The organism is Rhodanobacter thiooxydans (assembly GCF_021545845.1).
In the GTDB taxonomy this organism is placed as follows: Bacteria; Pseudomonadota; Gammaproteobacteria; order Xanthomonadales; family Rhodanobacteraceae; genus Rhodanobacter.
In genome coordinates this window covers 161783-180195 of the sequence record NZ_CP088924.1, presented here as the reverse complement: position 1 = coordinate 180195, position 18413 = coordinate 161783, and the positions used below count along the sequence as shown (strand labels likewise).

The window sequence follows — 18413 nt, the reverse complement described above, 5'->3', positions numbered from 1 at the left end:
CGGACCGGCAGTGTCCGGACCGTTGCGCTGGCAGTGCCGCGGTCGACGTGGCCTGCCTTGAGGTTCAACAGGCAGCGCCACGGCGCCCGGAGCAGGGCGGCAAGCGGGATGTGGTGGCCTCGCTGATGCGCGAGGTAATGCGCCACGGCAGACCATGCGGCGGGCGGGGCACTACCCGGCGGCTGTACGGGCGGTTGAATGTGGGTGTGTGAATCCATGGGCTCCTGGGCGTCCTGCGGTGTGGCTCAGGTTTACCCCGGGAGCTGGACGGCACCAAACGGGTCCGCGCCAACATGCCTGTCCGGCTGGGCCTGGTCCCGGCTCACTTGCTCCTCGTACTGCTTCACGAGTCGCTGGGCGGATCGGCGCAGATCAACAAGGGCGGCTCGCCGGGCGCGGAGCGCGGTTGCCCGTCCCTCGGTTTCTCGAACCAAGTCACGCTCATACGGCCTGGCATGGGCCAGCAGCCCGGGCAGCTGGTACCCGTGCCCCGCCCGCCCGCCTCGCCCCAGTGGCAAGTACCGATATGCGGTCCTACCCGTCGCGGCCTTGTTCTGGGTGAACCAGTAGATCTCCAGCCCACCCTTGTGCGCCCTGACCCCGAGATTGAGCGGCGAGTATTTGCCCGCCTTGGTGTCAACCGCCTCCCCTGGCTGCTGGACTGCGGCCTGGTTTCTCAGTTCGAGTCGTGCCTCTCGGAAGGCCGTCATCAAGGCCGTTGCTTCGGCCTCGACCAATGCCTCGGCGAGCTGAAGGTGGGATGCGATGGCCCGAAGCTCGTCGAGCCCTTGGCTGGCTTCGACGGAAGAGATTGTTAGGTGCTGGTTTTGGGGCGTGTTCCCATTCATCTATCTATCATGGGGAAAGGCGGTTTCCCCACTCAGGCGAAACGCTGCCGTTTCGACCGTCCGTTTCGGTCATGGGCGTCTGCAGCGTTCCCCATGACAGACATGGGGAACGGGGGGCGTTCCCCATGGGGGTTCGCTACATGCTGATCCCGCGAACCTGTCCGCCATCGCGTCGTAGGACCACCGATCCCGCCAGATCTCGACGCCGCCCGCGGGGGACGCCAAGGGCTGGTGCGTGCCTCGGTCGAGGATGCGCTCGGCCGTAACGGCCCCCTCCAGCGGCCCCCTTTCGCCGGCCCAATTCCCCTGGTGCAGATTCTAATGCGCGTCGGATCGCGATCTGACGCCGTTTGGCTGGGTTGTCCGGCCGTCGGTGGTGCAGATCACGACTCCATCTGGGGCAGTCGACGGTCCATGGGGCGGAATCTGCACCATCGACCGCGCGCCGCCTCGGTCGCTCGCTGGTTATCGCCGTAAGTTCAATAACTTGGAATCAAGGAGCAAGCATGGAAATCTGCACCACGTCGAGTTCGCTGGTGGGTTTGGACGTCGGCTATGGGAATTTGAAGGCCTGCGGCATGGTTCTGGGAACCGAGTCGGTCGACGTGGTCAAGCTGCCCGTGGGCGCCGCGCCCCTCGATCAGGCGCCTACCCTGCTGAACAATGAGCCGGACCTGAGGGGCGGCGAGGCGGTCACGATCCAGGGGCTCCCGTGGGTGGGGGGCACGGATCCCATGATCCTGCAGGGCTTTACCCGCCAAGCGGATCGCTCCTACATCACGTCGCCGGAGTATCTGGCCCTGTACTACGCCGCGCTGGCCCGCCTGGGCTACGACCACGTGGGAATCCTCGTCACGGGGCTCCCGTGCGATCAGTACGACGGTCCGGACAGCAAAATGATTCGGCAGCGGCTGGGTGAGCGCCTGAAGGGCGAGCACCGCATCTCTCCTACTCGAACGGTCAGGGTGGACCGGGTGTTCGTCATGGCCCAGCCCATGGGTACCTATGCCTCGGTCTTCCATGACCAGGCGACCCTGGACGACGGCCGTACGGTTCTGGTCATCGACGTCGGGTTCTACTCGGTGGACTGGGTGCTCATGCAGGGCGGCTCCGTGCGCGGGGGAACCGCGCAGACGAATCCAGCGGCCACCGGGCGCATCCTGGAGCTGGCCGCGCGCCAGATCTCAGAGAACCACGACGGCGCGCAGGTCAGTGTTAACCGCCTCGAGGCTGCATTTCGCTCCGGCCAGGAGCAGCTCAGGCTGGGCGTCCATACGGTTGCGTATCGCCAGTACATCGATCAGGCCGCGGCCGTCGTGTCGCGGCAAGTCATGTCGGCGGTCCTGGCCTCGGTGCGCGATCTTGGCGACGTCATCGACTCCGTGATCTTGACGGGCGGGGGCGCAGGCCTATTCGAGCCCGCTGCCCGGTTGAGCTTCCGCGCCTCGGACGTCCGGATGACCGCTGATCCCGTCATGGCGAATGCCCAGGGCTATCTGTGGCTGGCCCGCCGGGCGCACCAGGCAGCCATTCGGCAGGCGGCTGTCGGCAAGCAGAAGCGGGCGTGACCATGGCGCGCACCGTGGTCAAGGAACTACGGCCCCGCCCGCGGACGATTGTCTACTGGGATCGAGATGGCCGCGATGGCGAGCTGCTGAATGAGCTGGACCGCTTCCAGGCTCGCAGTCGCGGGGCGCGACTGAAGTATTTGGCGCGGCTTGGGCTGCTGGTGGAAGCCCGAGGCGCCCACTTGGAAGGGCGCAGGCCTGATGGTCAGCTCGTACTTCCTACGCACGTCGCGCCCCCGCCCTCGCCTGGCGCAGGCGCCCCACTCTCTGGGGCGTTCCCGCGCGTGCCGGCCGTGCCTGAGGACACAGGCGGAGCGGGACTCGACGAGCTGCTGGCCTCCATGGAAGAGGTTTGATCCAGAGGCGACCCGGGCGATCGTCCAAGGACAACGACCTCGGGACGTCATAAGGCCGCTGTGGCCAACGGTTACAGCGCCGGGCCCTGGCTGCATCGGCCGCCCACATTTTTGACCGAATCACGATGAGGACCCGCTATGCCAGCGCTTTTAAGCGCCACTGACGAAAGGATCCGCGGTGCAGTCGCGCTAGCGGCGATCGCCACCGCCATACCGAGGGTGGTCGGACCTCCGGCGCGCTTGGGGGCTCACTGCGCTCATCCAGCCGGGCGGGCGAGGGGCTTAAACCGCGTTGTCGCGGCATATCGTTCATGTCGCGATTTTTTGCCCATGCCGCGTTTTTTTGCCCGGCTCGCCGAAAACGTTGCACAGAGCCATTTCGCGGCGTATAAGCATCTCCACACACGCACCATTCGGGTACCCATGGCTCCGAACTCTCCTCACGCGGCAGCCCTCGCCTTGCCGATGACCGCATCGGCTTTGAGCGACATCGCTGACGCGATCAACCGAATGTCGGCGGCGTACGCTGAAGTGGCGGGCACCGCTGAAAACCGGTCATTTCGTAACTTCCGCACGTCCGACCTACTCGAGATCACCGGACTGAACGACCGCCAGGTGCGTGAGTGGCGCCGTGCGAACAAGCATACGCTTGAGTCCTACGATCCTGCCGCCGAAACCAAGGGAACCCTGCCGCAGCTTCCGCTGACACTCGCGGAAATGCACCGGATGATGCAAGAGCTGGGCGTGGCGCCGCGACGCCCTAAAGGCTCGCGTGCGATCCGCCTTGGCTGCTTCAATTTCAAGGGTGGCTCCACCAAGACGTCGACATGCTTCAACCTCGCGGGCTTCTTCGCCCTGTATGGCTGGCGCACCCTGGTGATCGACGCGGACCCACAGGGTTCGCTTTCCACCATGTTCGGCTTCTCCCCCGAGGACGTGGATCCGCAGCACACCCTGTTGCCGGCGCTCAACAGCGTCAGCTCGCAGGACCTGTTCAACCAGATCACCCTGTCGCCGCTCAAGACCCACATCGATGGGCTCGACATCGTGCCGGCGAACCTGGAGATGATCGGTGCGGACTTCGACATCACTGCAGCCTTCATGGAGCGGCTGCCGGCAGCCCGGGATTTCTACGCCTGCGTCGATCGCGCGATTCGCACGGTGGAGCACAACTACGACATCGTGCTGATCGACGGAGCCCCTGCCTTTTCATTTGCCGCGCTGGCCACGATGTGGGCGGCCGACGGCATGATCATTCCGGTGCCACCGGCCTCCCCTGACTTCAAGGCAACGGCCGCATTCTGCGCGATGGCCAGCTCTGGCCTCCAGAGCCTGGCCAACCGCGCCGGCGACCCCGAGCGCCAGTGGGCACCAGTGATGTTCGTGCACAACCGCGTGAAGAACCGCAGCCAGTCCTCCGAGGTGATTCAGAGCCTTTCGAAGGAAGCGTTCGGGCGGCACCTCAGCGAGGCTGGCATCCCTGACACCACTGCGATTCCCAATGCCCTCGCGCGCCAGATGTCCGTCTGGGAGGCAACACCGAGCGATGTTGATAGCCGCGGGCTGCGCCAGGCACGCCTGGCGTATGCCGAACTGGGCGGTAAGGTCGTCAATGCCATCCGTGCCGCGTGGGCTTCCGGTTTCGCTAAGGAGGATCCGGCGGTGGTCGCCGAAATGCTGGAGCTGGAGCGCTTGGCGCGCGAGGCTGCTGCGGGCATAGCCGCCGGCACGCCCCACCCCGAGGACGCTGCATTGGAGGTGAGTCATGGCCGCGGGTAAGAAGACCAGCGCGCTTGTAGATGGCATTCTTAATGCCGCCGCGAAGCGCAACGCAGATCCCGCCGTCGAGCCCGCCGCAGCGCCTAGCCCTGCGTCCCCGCGGGTCACCGGGTTCGTCGGCAAGGTACTGGATACGGGCAACAAGTCGCTCGATGCGCAGCTCGAAGAAGCCCAGCGGGAAGCCGCGGTCGCGCGACACGAAGCCGATGAACTGAAGGCGAAGTTTGCCTCGGGCGACGTTGCCATCAAGGTGGACCCGGCGCGGGTGCGCCCCAGCGCCTACGCTGACCGCCATCCCAAGGCCTTCGAAGACGAGGAATTCCTCGCCTTTGTGGATGAGATTAAAAGCACCGGTGGTAATTCGGAGCCAGGCATAGTCCGCCCCATCCAGGGCGACCCGGACTTCGACTACGAGCTTGCCGCCGGCCATCGCCGGCATCGCGCATGCCTGACCGCCGGCCTCGACTTCTTCTGCTTTGTCCGCGAGCTGTCGGACGAGCAGCTGGTCGTGTCGATGGTCACGGAGAACAAGGGGCGCAAGGATCTATCCCACTTCGAGAAAGGTCGGCACTACGCCCTCCTCCTCAAGGAAGGCAAGTTCCCCAGTATGCGAAAGATGGCCGAGGCGCTGAATGAGCCCTTCGCTGTCCTGCAGCGCCTAATCGCATACGGCGAGCTGCCGGAGATTGTGATCTCGGCCTTTCGTGATCCCCGGGCGATCCGCTCCAACTGGATCAAGCCCCTGCTCGACGCCTGCGGCCGCAACGCGGCGGCAGTGGCCGAGGAAGCTCAAAGCCTCCGGGCTCGGGACAACCTCAAGCCCACCGACGTATACAAGCGCCTCACCGGCATCAACAGCAGCGCGTCTATCGTGGCGACTGCGGGTAAGGCCCTCGCATCCGTAAGGATGATCCACGACCGCAAGGCGATCGTCCTCTACAAGGACGCGCCGGACGAGCTGGTGGAGCAGCTGAAGAAGCTGATCGCGGACTACCACAGTGCACACGAGGGGACGCCTCGGTGAGGCTCCTGCCCTACCCTCTCGCAACACCCCACGAAGGCCCGGAGAAATCCGGGCCTTCGGCGTTGTTGGGGATGGAGAATCGGAGCCCAACGGCCCCCGGTGAGTCAGGTGGCCCGGATTCGGCCTTCCGGCTAAGCCGGGCCGCTTCCGTTCCTTGCCCTCGCCGCGGTGTCGCGCGACATGTTGGGGGCTTTGCCCCTCGGCAGTCAGGATGGCCGTCGGCTGACCCGGGCCGGGTCACGCGCGGCGATTGCCCTGAGATCTACACCCCGCCCCTACCCCAGCGTCGCACCTATCCGCTGTCCCGCGGCACTGACCCGAGCCGGGTCAGCGTCCACAGTCAACGTGCGGCCACCCCCAGCCTTTCGAGGACATGCTCGGGTTGGCTGCCTGCTTTGCCGCTGACCCGGGCCGGGTCACTCACTGCATGCGCTTCGTGGCCTGGGTCGACCCTGCACGCCTCGCTGCGGCTGCCCGAATGGCTACTGACGGCCTTGCGCCAGCAACTGACCCAGGCCGGGTCAATGCAACCCTGCGTCGGGATGACTGACCCGGGCCGGGTCGGCACCTACCGGGCACGCGCGGACAACGCCAAACGACAGAGGACGGGCTCTCGCTGGGCATCGGTCTTGCCGCTGACCCGGGCCGGGTCACTCTCCCCTCGCGCTTCGGCACCAGGCTTGAACCAGCACGCATCCCGGCGGCTGTTCGAGGTGGCCACGATCGGCTTTCTCGCTGAGCTGACCCGCGCCGGGTCGCTGCAACCGTGCGCGAGGACGACTGACCCGGGCCGGGTCAGTGAGTCGGGTGGGCTTGCATGCCGCCGCTCGGGTGACGCCGGAGCGCGCGCAAAGAGCGCCGGCTTCTACGGACCGCTGGCCTGGTGGATCTATGACCCGGGCCGGGTCACTCGCGGGCGAACGAACAACTCAGACCTGACGCGGGAGGACCAGCCATGACGTAGCGACCTGCCCGCTCACAACTGGCTATCCCCAGAAAGCAAAAAGCCCACCGCGCCAACGGTGAGCTTTCTGTCAGATAGCGCTAATCCACGCAATCAAGTGATGTCGCAGTCACGATCTTAATTGCGGGCACAGCGCTGTCAAGGGGCCGTTTTGTCTCTGCATTTAGGAGAACCCCATGCACGCTCACGCACATGAGTCGGCTGGCTACGCCCGCAACATCCCGTTTGTCCACTTCAAATCCGCCGAGCGCCGGCAGAATCGTCTGCAGTACCGCGCCCACGTCGCGGCACTATGCGACGAGCTGGCACGCGCCAATCTCTCGGCAACAGCGATGCGCGTGGCGCTCAACACACTCGCCCGCATGATTCGTCGCGGTAGCTCCACTGAGGCAATGCCCGTTGCTGCCGTTGCTGAGCAACTTGGCGTCCACCGCAACGCGGTCAGTGCCGCCTACTCGGGCCTGGAATCGGCAGGTCTCGTCAAGCGTATCGCCGTCAAACACCGCGGCGCGCCGACTCGGACGCGCCTCACGGGCGCCGCCGCGCTGCTGGTAGACGGCAAGACACCGGGCAGCCCCGAGAGCTCAACTGGGCCCGACCGGCCCCTTGGCGGTGACGGTGCCGATATTCGGCCCTCAGGAGGACACGGCGGCGTCGACAGCATGGCCGGCCATCCAGAGGTGTGCGCGGCGCCATCCTTCCCTGCCGCTGGTTCGTGTACCGTTCAGTACAGTATTCCCGAAGCCCACCACGAAGTGCTGCCCGAAGCCCCCGACGCTACATCGGCCCAGCCGGCCCAGCCGGTCCGCGCGGAATCGCCAAAGGACGGTACCGAAGGCAAAGCAGCCCCGTTCCTGTTCGACAAAGCCATCAACGACTCTATGGCCGCCAAGGTACCCTCCGAAGCCCGCATGCGCGCCATGCAGGCCAAGAGCTACGCGGACGTTCCGCTCGACCTAGCGTGGGGTCTGACCGATCGTGAGGTGGAACATTTCCGCGCCTTGTTCCCCAAGGAGGAGAAGCCGGCCCCAAGGAGGGCCGTCGCTCACGCTCGGCAGGCGAAGCTGACGGCGAGCCCTGATCTCGCCGCTGCTCTGACGCAGTCCCTTCAGCGCCTCCAAGCGATCACCGGATCCAAAGCGCAAGCCTTTGCGCTGTCTGACCAGATCGCGTATCAGGTCGCTACCAAGGGTCTGGGCCAGGGCAATGTACTCGCCGGCGTCCGCGCCGGTGTTCGCCTCGTCGAATCGAAACGCTGGAGTGAGCCGCGAGGCTGGTCGAGCGACCGATCCGAATGGTCTGGCATCACGTTGCGCAGCCTCTTGGGGGCGACGGCACATCGGGAGGGCCATGCACACCCCATTGTGCACTAAAACAGGGTTCTCAAAACGAACCCTTATCTTCAAGAACCAACACCTCGCGTGCGCGTGCGCGAGAGGCCAGGGTAGGGCAGCGGTCGTGGTTGGTTGGGTGATTATTTCCAGGAGCAAGAGCAAACCCATGAACTCAAGCCCACAGCAGCGCCAAGCAGCGAACGCCGAGCGCATCGCGGTCTACCTCCCTGTCACGGAACGGGTCACTCGCGCGTTCCTCGAGGAGGCAGCGCTGCCAGATCTCCCGATCGAGCGAGCCGCGCTGATCACCCTGCTGATGTTCCACGGACGTGGCGTCGCATCAGTCACGCAGGTTTGCCAGGCGCTTAGCGAGGCGGAGGCTCTATTCCTAGAGCAGCCCGAAGCAGAGACGGGCGACGCGCTTCGTGAGATGCGGCGAAACCACGGTCAGCCCCTGATCGACAACCTCGCCGAGCAGCTCCTCGAAGCCGGACTGATCCTGGCCAGTGATGAGGCCATGGAGCAGGCATTTTGGCGCGGGCCCAGTGGCCGCTTCCATCCCATTTTCCAGGAGCGATGCCGAACCACTGTCACCCCCTTCGCGTTCCACGCGGACAGGGTAGGGCTAGATGTAGCGGCGCGTTTTAACCTCAGCAGCGGCCTGACCGACGCGGACGACGCCCGGGCCCCGGCGAGAACGACTGTTCGTGTCCGATCCACAAGCGACCAAGCTCGCATTTTCACCATCGTGGCCGCGTCGCCGGAAGAGCACATTGATCTGCAGGGCTACGCCGGCACCGGCAAAACCCACCTTCTCACGACGCTCCACGAGTCACTTGGGGGCTTGACGCACGTGTTGCTCCGAGCCGATGACCGCGAAGCATTTAAGGTGCGGACCGGTCTACGGGACGTGGTGAGCGTGACGCTCGGTCAGATCGCCACGCGGATGGCTGCTGATCAATTTCGAGGCCAGCTCGGTTCGCGCTACGTACCTCCACGAATCGGACCAGGTCATCTGTCGTTGGCCCAACAGGCTGACGAAATCGGTATCGATCGCGGCGGTGTAGGGGGAAAGCCACCGGCTGTCGTGATGGGCGACCTGATTCGGGCCATTAAGTCATTCGCGTGGAGACCGGACCAGGCAATCAGCCCCAGCCTGTTCGTGACCAAGGGATACGCCGCCGCTGATCTTCCGGTGCTGGCCGCTCTAGCCGAGCGCCTGTGGTCCGCGATGTTCGAGCCGACTCAAGCAAACGCGCCCCGACCCTTCGCGATCTGGGAGTATCACTTGGCAAAGTGGCTTGCGTTGCGCGGGGCCAAGATCCCTCCGATGGGCTACCTCGTGATCGACGAGGGGCACGATCTCTCCGCGCCGTGGCAGCAGTTGCTTGGCGAGTACTCGGGGGGCATGTTGATGATGGGCGACCCCTATCAGCGTCTTGAAGGCGCTCAGCACAGCACCGAGCGTATGAAACGCGCCACGATGGCGCAGTCGGTGCGCACTGGGGAGCAAGCAATACCTGCCATCCAGGCGGTACTCCGCAAACATAGTGAGTCGTTAGTCGACGACGACATTCGCGGCACGAAAGAGCACGAGACCAGAGTGCGCCCCTACGCCAACCGAGACGAAGTGCGGGATGCGGGTTTGAGGGTATACGGGTCGATCTGGCAGTTGTTCGCAGACGCGATGCGTTTGCGCGATAGCGGGAAGCCCTTCGCGATGCTCGAGCCATCCTTCGGCGCGCTGCAAAAAGTCCTCACTGACGCGCTGGCGCTCTGGAAGTTTGGTGACAGACCGCGGCGGCGTGAGCTGGCTGGGATCACGACCCGCGACGCACTCGAGGAGCACCTTGCAGCAGTCGGCCAGGATAAGGTGCGCCGGCTGTTCGCGCAGGGCTTCGGGTTTGAAGAGGCCTCGCAGCTCGCGAAATCCATCGCGGAGGCAAACGCCGTCGCGAAGCAGGGTGGACAAGACCGCGTCACGCTTGGGCTCCTAGAACACACGAGAAATATCGAATCGAGCGTGGTGTTCATGTCGCCGTGCTGCTTCACCACCGATTCGAGCGGCCCATACGTCGGCAACCAGGACCGCAAAGTGCGTGCGATCTACCTGTCGATGAGCCGAGTGCGTGATGAGCTTTGGTGGCCACATAACGCAATGGAGGCACTGGGCATATGACGCCGTCGTCGCAAAAGCCGACTGGCACTCATGACGGACATACCTAAGGCATCATGGCAGGCGACCACACCGTATGGATCGCCGAAGTGAGGTGCGCTCCACCGAACGCCCGCAGTCAACGGCAGCTCCCGTGTGCGATTGACAGGGCGCGCCAACGGACCCGGCAAACCGTCGACTGAAGTTTCTGCGCCGCCGGCCGATCTAGGTGCGGTCACGGATGGCTTAATGCGCGCCATGCCCAGATGCGGCCGTCTCCCACTGGGCAATCGGCTCGCCTCGTTGGCAAGGGTTTCCTCCGCCGCGCGCATGCAGATACGTCCGCGACCACGCTTGGGGAGCCTGCGCGGTGGTGCTAGCTTCCTGCCTGAGGACGCCGACTCTGAGCCGGCCCCAAAGCATGCTGCTTACATCGAGCGATCAGGGAACTATGAGCAAAACGGACTCGGTTTTTTTTCAGGACCTCGTCAGCTATGGCGAGAGCGCGATGGCATTCGTCCGCCGCCTTACCAGCGTCGCGCCGGAAGCTACCCAAAGCGTTTGCCGCCTAAGCAATGCTCGACTGCTCTACGTTCTTGAGCGCCTCGACCAGTCAGCCATCCGAAGGCTCCTCGCCGAGTTCGGTTGCCCGTTTCGTGCGGATGAGGGCGACGTTGCAGACGCGATCGCGTCGATTGAGGCGGGGAAGTCACCGGTGACCACGGTCGCCAACGTTCACCCGTACTTCGCGGATAACCCCGCCTATGCCCGGGAGCTGGAGTTCCTACAGCAGCAATTCTGGACGCTGGTGCGTTACGAGGCGGAGCGCTATCCGATGGCCGCGGCTTCTGTCTTTGGGTTTACGGACAGGGCGCTGGTTGTCCGACTGGGGCGCCTGCGCCTCCCGGAGATTCGCGCGCTTTCGCGTTATCCTATTGCGATGCGTCTGAAGGAATCACCGGCGTTTGAGCTCGCCGTCGGCCTGGAAGGGCAGGGCGCTACAGAACCTCGCCGCCTCGCCGTCGCCGGCATGGCCGCGATCTGCCACGTGCCCCCGTCTTCGCCGGTGCTTCAACGATGAGTAACAGCCGCCCGCTGCGTTCACGACGCCTGGTCGCCAAGTCGATGGCCGACCCAGCAATCATGCTCACGGTGCTCCAAGCGAAGTCGCTTGCGGGCTACCATCCCGCCAACTACGTGCAGCAGGCTGAAGATCTGGCGGTGCTCGGCATTCGCGCGAGCCTGGTCGCCGAATTGACCGGCTTGCCGCTGAGCAACGCCACCCGGATTGCAAAGGCCGTCGGGAATGCGAAAACGGGTCGGCGCAAGACGAGTCTCGATGACATCTTCAGGACCGCGTTCAGCCAGCAGCAGACGTCGGCGTTCCTTGTGATGATCGAGCGGCAGCTCGCGCTTAACCCGGCGCCCAGATTGCTATCCGTCCACGTGCTGGACGCCATTCGTTCCCTTTGCGCCTGTCTTCCGTCGCAACGCGACCTGGATTGGGAGCGGATGGTCGAAGCCGCCATCCACCTGCAGGACGGCACGCTTGCCCTGGTCACGTGTACCGCGTGCCATACCCGCCATGTCGTGCCCGCCGGTGGCGAGAGCGCGGCCGGTTCTCGTATCAATGAGTCGGACCGGTCTTGTCCCCTCTGCCGCATCGCTGCGTCGTCTACCGAGATTGTTCGCACCGGTGGAACGGAAGCCGTTGTGGTCGGGGCGCGCGTGCGCACGTCGACCAAAACGGTCATCCCAACGCTAACGGCCGACCTTCACGAGCGGCGGCAGCGGTTGCGTGCGGCACTGCCCGCCCTGCCCAATCCGCCGATAAGGACGTCCGGGAAAGGATAGGTCCAGACAGGCCCGTTTCCCGCTTCGTGCCCGCGTGCGCCCCCCTAGCATGCGGGAATGCGCGCACATTCCACTGTCCTCTTGGTTCTCCTGGCCCTTGCTGGCCTGAGCCCGGCATCAGCCCAGGATGCCCCACGCAGTGCGCCGAGCACTTCCGCGCCGCCTGAGCGCGGGTGGTTTTTCTACCACGATCCGAAACCTGAGCCGCCGAAGCCGCCTCCGAAGAAGCCGACGGGTTCGGCCTCCGCCGCCGCCCCGAAGCCACCCAAGGTGGGGTCCGCTGCCTGGATCGCCGCGAACATCGACCGGATCCGCGAAGAGGCGATCGACGACCCGACCGACAAGGCGAAAATGGAGCTGTACGCCTACGTGCAGAAGCTCGCCATGGATAAGTCGGAGGTGTTCGCGAACGCCTACATCCGCACCATGACAGCGAATCCATCACTGGACGAAACGATCAGCAACCCGACCTCGACCTTCGCGTTGCGCGAAATGGGCGACCAACGCGAGGCCAGCATGCAGGCGGTCTTGAAGAAGATCGCGAGCCAGACGTCTCTCTGGTACTTCTTCCGAAGCGACTGTCCGTACTGCCACAGAGAGAACCCGCTGCTCGGTTTCCTCCAGCGGGACACGGGCATATCGATCCTGCCAATCAGCCTCGATCACCAGCCGATGCAGGATGGGAGCTTTGGAGATTGGGTTCCGGATGCGGGGCAGGGGGCCTACCTCAACGTCACCAGCACGCCCACGATATTCCTGGTCCATCCGGGCACGCAGAAGGTGGCCAGCCTCGCTGTCGGTTTGAGGTCGCTGCCGGACCTGCAGCGCCGCATCGTGGAGATCGCGCGGGAGCAGAACTGGATCGACGAGGCCGACTACCAAAGCGCAATGCGCGGCACGCCGCAGCGCTTTCTCACGACGACGTTCGACCCGGCGACGATCACCGATCCCAATGATCCGGCCCAGGTGTTAGAGGCGCTACGGGCTGCCGGGACGCACGGCGCCACAGAGGCGGCCGGGGACCTGCGGGCGATCAATGAGGCTGCCACCACCAACTCAACGCCGTGGACGGACAAGGAATAACCGATGCGCAGACTTCACCTGATCCTCCTCTTGTCGCTCCTGACGTTCGCCGGAGGGAGCTTGCCGCCCGTTGCGGCCCAGGACATCGGCGTAGCCAAGCAGTCGAAGAACATCTTCGACTCGATGACCAACACCACTGACCCCAAGGTGGTCATGGGTGCTCGCCGCGGCGTGATCACCGGCGGCTCTTTCGTTGCCAAGAACCGGATGATGAACGTCCAGCTCCTGTCGATGAACGCGCCCAGCGTCTCGGTCGGGTGTGGAGGCATCGATGCCTTCATGGGCAGCTTCAGCTTCATCTCCAAGCAACAGGTGGTTCAGGCGCTGCGGTCCATTGCGTCGGCGGCTGTCGGCTACGCCTTCAAGCTGGCGCTGGCCAGCATGTGCCCCTCCTGCGAAAAGATGATGGCGACCATGCAGGACACCATGAACTCCCTTACCTCCAGCAACATCAACAGCTGCGAGGTTGGCCAGGCACTGATCCAGGCGGGGGGCGACAACTCGATCGCCAGCGCGATCGACAAGTCGGGCGCTGGCATCCGCGACACGATGGGTTGGGCCGACGACCGACAGGCGGCCAAGAACCAGGGCGGCAGCTCAACGCCGCTGTTGGACGTGCTCAGGAAGTCGCCGCAGATCTACGACCAGATCGTGTCCGGCAACATCGTCTGGCAGTCCATGGCCGCCCAGAACACCGGGCTGTGGTTCGGTGACACCTCCCACGAACTGCTTGAGGACATCATGTCCCTTACGGGCACGATCATCGTGTGTATGCCCAAGCAGCCGGGGAGCTCCGGCCCTGACTGTCTCGTATCCAAAACCGGCACCGAGACGAAAGATCAGGATGGCCGCCTCGTGCAGCGCACGCTCCAGCCCACGCTCACGCTTGAAGAGCTGGTCGAGGGGTCACAGGGCAATCGAGCCGTGAAGCGGATGACCTGCGCGGGCCAGAACGCGTATGAGCCGAAGGGCTGCAATGAGGTCGTGGTCAAGGACTACCCGAATTTCGTCGGCATGCGCCAGCGCATCCGCGAGGTGTTTCTCGGGACGGGCGCCGACAGCAGCGGCGGCATGATCGACGCGATTGCTCGCGGCGATCGCGCGCCCACCGCGATGGAGCAGGCCTTCATGACCGGTGGCGGCGCATACAGCCAGATGGCGGTGAATCTCGCCAAGAAGTCGCCGGCGGCGGCCAAGCTCTATGTCCAGCAGTTTGACGACCTCATTGCCGCCGAGCTGGTCCGCAACATCGTGTTTGTGAACATCGATGCCGCGCTGACCGCCCTGTCACGCCGCGACGGTGCCGACACGTCGGAGGTACGCAAGCTGATCGGCGAGGCCATGGACCGTAACCGGGATCAGCTGTCCGAGTACTACCGCAAGGCTCAGGGTCGGAGCGCCGTCTTCGACTACTTCGTCAACCTGAACTCGGTGGTCGAGAAGCGCGACCCGATTCAGCGCCCGATCGGCTCGTTGAACTAAGGACAGTCATGCTCATTCCCCTCTTTCACAATGTCGGCGGCACCTGGACGATCTACTCCGTCGGCGACGGCCTGTTCATGAAGCGCGTGTTGGATGGCGTCGCTGCGATGTCCAACAGTGGACTATTCCTGGCGCTCGGCGCGCTGGGCATGATGCTGGGGCTGCTGATGATCGCCTTCCAGCACCTGGTCGCAAATGGACAGAAGCTCGAGATTGGATCGCTTCTGATGTCCTTCATGCTTTTTGCCGTCTTCTTCGGGGCAAAGACCAACGTGGTAATCGAGGATCTGGGTGGGGCGCCGGGCTCGGTCCAGAACGCTGCGTACGCGGTGGACAACGTACCATTTGGCCTCGCTGTCGCCGGCAGCCTCATTTCAAAGGTTGGACTCACCCTCTCCGAGAAGATGAGCCAGGGCTACGGCTTGCCCGGCGGGGCGACGGACGAGAACGGCGTGAGCGGCTTTGGGCGGAGCCTGGAATGGATCAACGCCGTGCGAAATTGGGAGCTGCCGGAGTTTGCTGGCGCCGGCGCGAACGATGTCGTCTCGCGATTCAAGCGCAATGTCACCGACTACGTGGCCAACTGCACCCTGGTCGGTGCCGACAATGGGCTCATCGATTTACCGCGTGCCTTCCAGGCATCTGATCCCTTTCAGATGGGCAGTACCAGCGGCGGTGGTATTGGCTACAACAACATGTACGTGACCACCAAGTGGCAGAACGCGGACGGCACGATCGGCGGCAAGGACTGCGCCAGCGCGATGACGGCCCTCGCGGCTGACGCACATGGCAATGCGCTGTTTGCCTCGTTTGCCAACGCAGCCGCGCCGCGGATGAAGCGTCTCGCGCCCGGTGTCCCCGCCGACACCCAGATGATGGACGCCTTCGCCGACATCGGGATCTCTGGTGACAAGGCGGCCGATTACATGGCGGCGTCTGCGGTTAACGCAATCTGGACGATGGCCCTGCGCAAGGGCAGCGACCCGTCCGGCCTCGACGTCATGTCCCAGGTGATGATCAACCAAGGCACCGAACAGCGCGCCACGCAATGGGGGGCGGATGAGAGCATGTTCCGCCAGGTCATGCGTCCAACGGCGGCGTTCTTCGAATCGATGATCTACGCCATGGCGCCGTTCATGGCACTGATGGTCGGCCTCGGTCCCTGGGGCATCCGCAAGATGGGTCAGTACATGATCCTGACGATCTGGGTGGCGCTGTGGCAGCCGGTGCTGGCCGTGGTGAACCTGTTCCAGATGACCATGGTCGAGCATTCCGTCGCGGCGATGTCGCAGGTGCCGCCCGGTGCGACACCGCTATCGATGACGAGCCTGGCTGGCGCAGCCAACCTTCAGCACCAGATCGTGAACTGGATTGCCACCGGCTCGACGATCGCTGCCGCTACGCCGGCCATCACCATGATGCTGATTTTCGGCGGCGCCGTCGCTGCCACTTCGCTCTCGGGCCGACTGCAGGGCGCAGAGTTCAGCAACGAGAAGCTGACCACCCCCGACGTCGCCAAGGAGGCGCCGGTGATGGAAATGAAGTCGATGCAGACGCACAGCCAGACCGCCGGCACCCACGTGACTGGCGCCGGCGGTATCCAGCCGACCTTCAGCGGCAGCGAGGTGAGCGAGGCTGCGGTCAGCTCCACTAGCAGCGCCCTACAGTCGGCGTCGCGCACGATGACTGCGCAAAACGGCAAGGCGTTGCAGGCGGGTATCGCCAACAACGAGGGTGTCAACGTCTCCGGTGGCTCGGCTATCTCCTCCACCGCCACGCAGAGCCAGAAGGAGGCGGCCGACTTCATCAAGGGCCAGGGCATGACCATCGGTGCAAACCAAGAGGCTGCCTGGGCTGCGGTGATGGCGGTCTCTGCCAGCGGTGGTGTCGAGGCAGGTCTTTCTGCGGCCAAGGGGTTGGGTTTGAACGTGGGCGCCGGTGCCAGCGGGAGTTCGAGCTTCTCCGAGAAAGACGCTCGTTCGCTGCTTGAGTCGGTTAAGGACGAAGTCAGTCGAGGAGGTTCGTTCAGCGCAACACTGGCCAAGGCCTCGACCGACTCGGTCAACCAGATGGCCAGCAATGGGTCGACGGCGACCCAGTCGGTTATGGGCTCATCCGCCTTTCAGGCTGCGCGCAGCGACATGGAGCAGAAGCAGGAGGCCTACCAGACGGCCGTGTCCAGCCGAGGGTCGTTTACCTTGGGGCAGTCGCTCGGCAGCTTGGAGGCCGCGCACGGGATCAAGCAGAGCAACCGCGGCGCCGAGGTTATCGCCAAAGCACAGGAGCTGGCGGGTGCCGACGCCATGCGCGATGCACAGCACATGGTGGATAACGCGCCGTGGCGATCGAGCGACGCGGAAGAGCGGAAGATCCAGGCGGCGCAGCTGGCATTGAAGGGCACCGACCTGCCCGATCAAGGCGTCCTGAGGCCCGGCACAGAAGGGGCTCGCCAGCTCGCGCTCATGCAGTCGCTGCAATACGCAGGCGGTGCGTTCGGCGGTGGCGTGATGAGCGCCGCGACCGGTGACGCACGCGCGAACGAAGGCTTGGCCAGTGGGGTCAGAGCCGGCCAGGCTACGGCCGCGGTCAATCGCGCCAATCCGGGCTCGGGCGTCACCGAGGGCGAGATTCGCAGTAGGGCGACCCCGTTCCTCGCCGGCGACACAGGCGGCGCTCAGGCTGACGTCGCTCAGCGGTCAGGCATGAGCGACGCCGATGGGCTGCTCGGCAGCAAGGCGGCCCTGGATGAGTTCCGCGCGAACCCGTCCGGATCTGAGCTGACGAAGCAGGTGGATGGGTACCACGATGATCACCTTCAGGACCAGCGCGACGCAGGCCGAGTCGTACGGGAGGCCAACACAGAGCGAGCACTTGAGAACGACACTGGCGGGTTCTCCCGCTCGCTCAAGTCAGGCTATAACGCCGTCGCGCAGGCCGTGAAGAACAATTCCCCGCTCAGTATCGGCGCGTCGCTTGCCGCCGCCCGCATGGCCGAAGGTGGCGCACCGGCATCGAAGGTGGAGGAAGGTTTGAAGGGGTACAACGAGAGCTCCACCGCCTACATGGGCGCGGTTCTGACTGCCAGCGGCGGCGGCCCGGCGACCTATGGACTCACCAAGCTGGCCGAATACGGCGGATCCTTAACGGCCTTCCACGGGACGACCGAGTCGACCATGCTGGCTGCCGCCACTGACCCGGAGAGGGGCGCGCAAATCGACGGAGCTTTCCAGGAGCGCCTGGCGTCCCTGCAAGCATCCGATGGTCCGTACCAGAGCAGCGATCTGATCACAGCTCGGGCCGTCGCTGACACCATCTACTCCGAGCACGGCGCCACGCCGGCGATGGCGAAGGCGTACGACGATGCGTACGGTCGCCTGTCTGACAACGAGAAGCTCTACTTCCAGAAGTACGCAGGTGTGGCGAACAACGCGAACATCGGTGGCGGTGTCGGTGATCTGGGACCGGCGGTCTCGCGTGCGGGCCTCAACCCCAACGGTCTCACCAATCCCATGTGACCCGTGGAGGCCCCGGCTCGTCCTAGTGGCGAACCGGGGCTCCTTGGGTCTACGCGCTGGTATGCGCTACTTAGCGCCAATGCCCGGGGCGACGGAACTGCTCGGAAACGCCGAGCGCCTCATACTGCCGAATACGCGCCAGCTCGAGGAGGTCCAGACCGTCGTTATTGGCATTCTGAGTCGCCTGCGCGGCCTGGGGCAGGGGAGGGGGCAGCACACGTTTCGGCAGCGCGGGAACCCGATGCTTCCGCAGCAATACGGCGCGCCGGATTGCCCGAAGGCCGAAGTACCCCAGGGCGAGGACTCCCAGTGCCGTAGCGATGTCGAAGATGTTCATGGCTTGGCCGTGTTGTAAGCACGCTTGGAGTGTACGTGCAGATCGCGAAACCAAAAGTCGATTGCAAATTGACAGGCGAAGTGGAGCCCCGTAGCCTGACCTGCAGTATCGCAT

At 64.6% G+C, this 18413-nt stretch carries 12 protein-coding genes; 10 read left to right on the top strand and 2 right to left on the bottom strand.

The genetic code is table 11. The annotated features are described in order from the left end of the window. Nucleotides 1–251: 251 nt before the first annotated feature. Nucleotides 252–848: a conjugative transfer protein MobI(A/C) gene (gene mobI / locus LRK53_RS18915; protein ID WP_235642726.1), complete on the bottom strand. Its 597-nt coding sequence runs from the start codon at nt 846–848 to the stop codon at nt 252–254. Nucleotides 849–1354: 506 nt separating this feature from the next. On the opposite strand from mobI, the gene LRK53_RS18910 reads away from it, so the two are divergent. The 10 genes from LRK53_RS18910 to LRK53_RS18865 all read left to right on the top strand — a co-directional run bounded on the left by LRK53_RS18910 (nt 1355) and on the right by LRK53_RS18865 (nt 17962). Beyond that, complete coding sequence (locus LRK53_RS18910; RefSeq protein WP_235642725.1) at nt 1355–2416, top strand: ParM/StbA family protein; 1062 nt, start codon at nt 1355–1357, stop codon at nt 2414–2416. Between the two features lie 686 nt (nt 2417–3102). Then, nucleotides 3103–4551, top strand: a complete 1449-nt coding sequence (locus tag LRK53_RS18905; protein WP_235642724.1) for a ParA family protein — start codon at nt 3103–3105, stop codon at nt 4549–4551. Next, nucleotides 4538–5575 (top strand): ParB/RepB/Spo0J family partition protein, encoded by a 1038-nt coding sequence (locus LRK53_RS18900; protein ID WP_235642723.1) that lies wholly within the window; start codon nt 4538–4540, stop codon nt 5573–5575. The genes LRK53_RS18905 and LRK53_RS18900 overlap by 14 nt, the downstream gene beginning before the upstream one ends. A 1140-nt stretch (nt 5576–6715) precedes the next feature. After that, nucleotides 6716–7912, top strand: a complete 1197-nt coding sequence (locus LRK53_RS18895; RefSeq protein ID WP_235642722.1) for a helix-turn-helix domain-containing protein — start codon at nt 6716–6718, stop codon at nt 7910–7912. A gap of 127 nt (nt 7913–8039) precedes the next feature. Next, the gene (locus tag LRK53_RS18890) at nt 8040–10052 is read left to right on the top strand and encodes a hypothetical protein (RefSeq protein ID WP_235642721.1); all 2013 of its coding nucleotides are present in this window, start codon (nt 8040–8042) and stop codon (nt 10050–10052) included. A gap of 427 nt (nt 10053–10479) precedes the next feature. Continuing rightward, nucleotides 10480–11109 carry a hypothetical protein gene (locus LRK53_RS18885; protein ID WP_235642720.1) on the top strand — a complete coding sequence of 210 codons (630 nt, stop codon included), beginning with the start codon at nt 10480–10482 and terminating at the stop codon, nt 11107–11109. Next, a complete protein-coding gene (locus tag LRK53_RS18880; RefSeq protein ID WP_235642719.1) occupies nt 11106–11882 on the top strand; it encodes a hypothetical protein in 777 nt (258 codons plus the stop codon). Before LRK53_RS18885 ends, LRK53_RS18880 begins: the two co-directional genes overlap by 4 nt. A gap of 57 nt (nt 11883–11939) precedes the next feature. Continuing rightward, nucleotides 11940–12965, top strand: a complete 1026-nt coding sequence (locus tag LRK53_RS18875) for a conjugal transfer protein TraF (protein ID WP_235642718.1) — start codon at nt 11940–11942, stop codon at nt 12963–12965. Between the two features lie 3 nt (nt 12966–12968). Continuing rightward, complete coding sequence (locus LRK53_RS18870; protein ID WP_235642717.1) at nt 12969–14447, top strand: conjugal transfer protein TraH; 1479 nt, start codon at nt 12969–12971, stop codon at nt 14445–14447. Nucleotides 14448–14455: 8 nt separating this feature from the next. Next, nucleotides 14456–17962, top strand: coding sequence for a conjugal transfer protein TraG N-terminal domain-containing protein (locus tag LRK53_RS18865; RefSeq protein WP_235642716.1), 3507 nt, complete (start codon nt 14456–14458; stop codon nt 17960–17962). Between the two features lie 70 nt (nt 17963–18032). On the opposite strand, the gene LRK53_RS18860 is transcribed toward LRK53_RS18865, so the two are convergent. Then, entirely contained in the window at nt 18033–18299 is a 267-nt protein-coding gene (locus LRK53_RS18860) for a hypothetical protein (RefSeq protein WP_235642715.1), read from the bottom strand. Nucleotides 18300–18413: the final 114 nt, after the last annotated feature.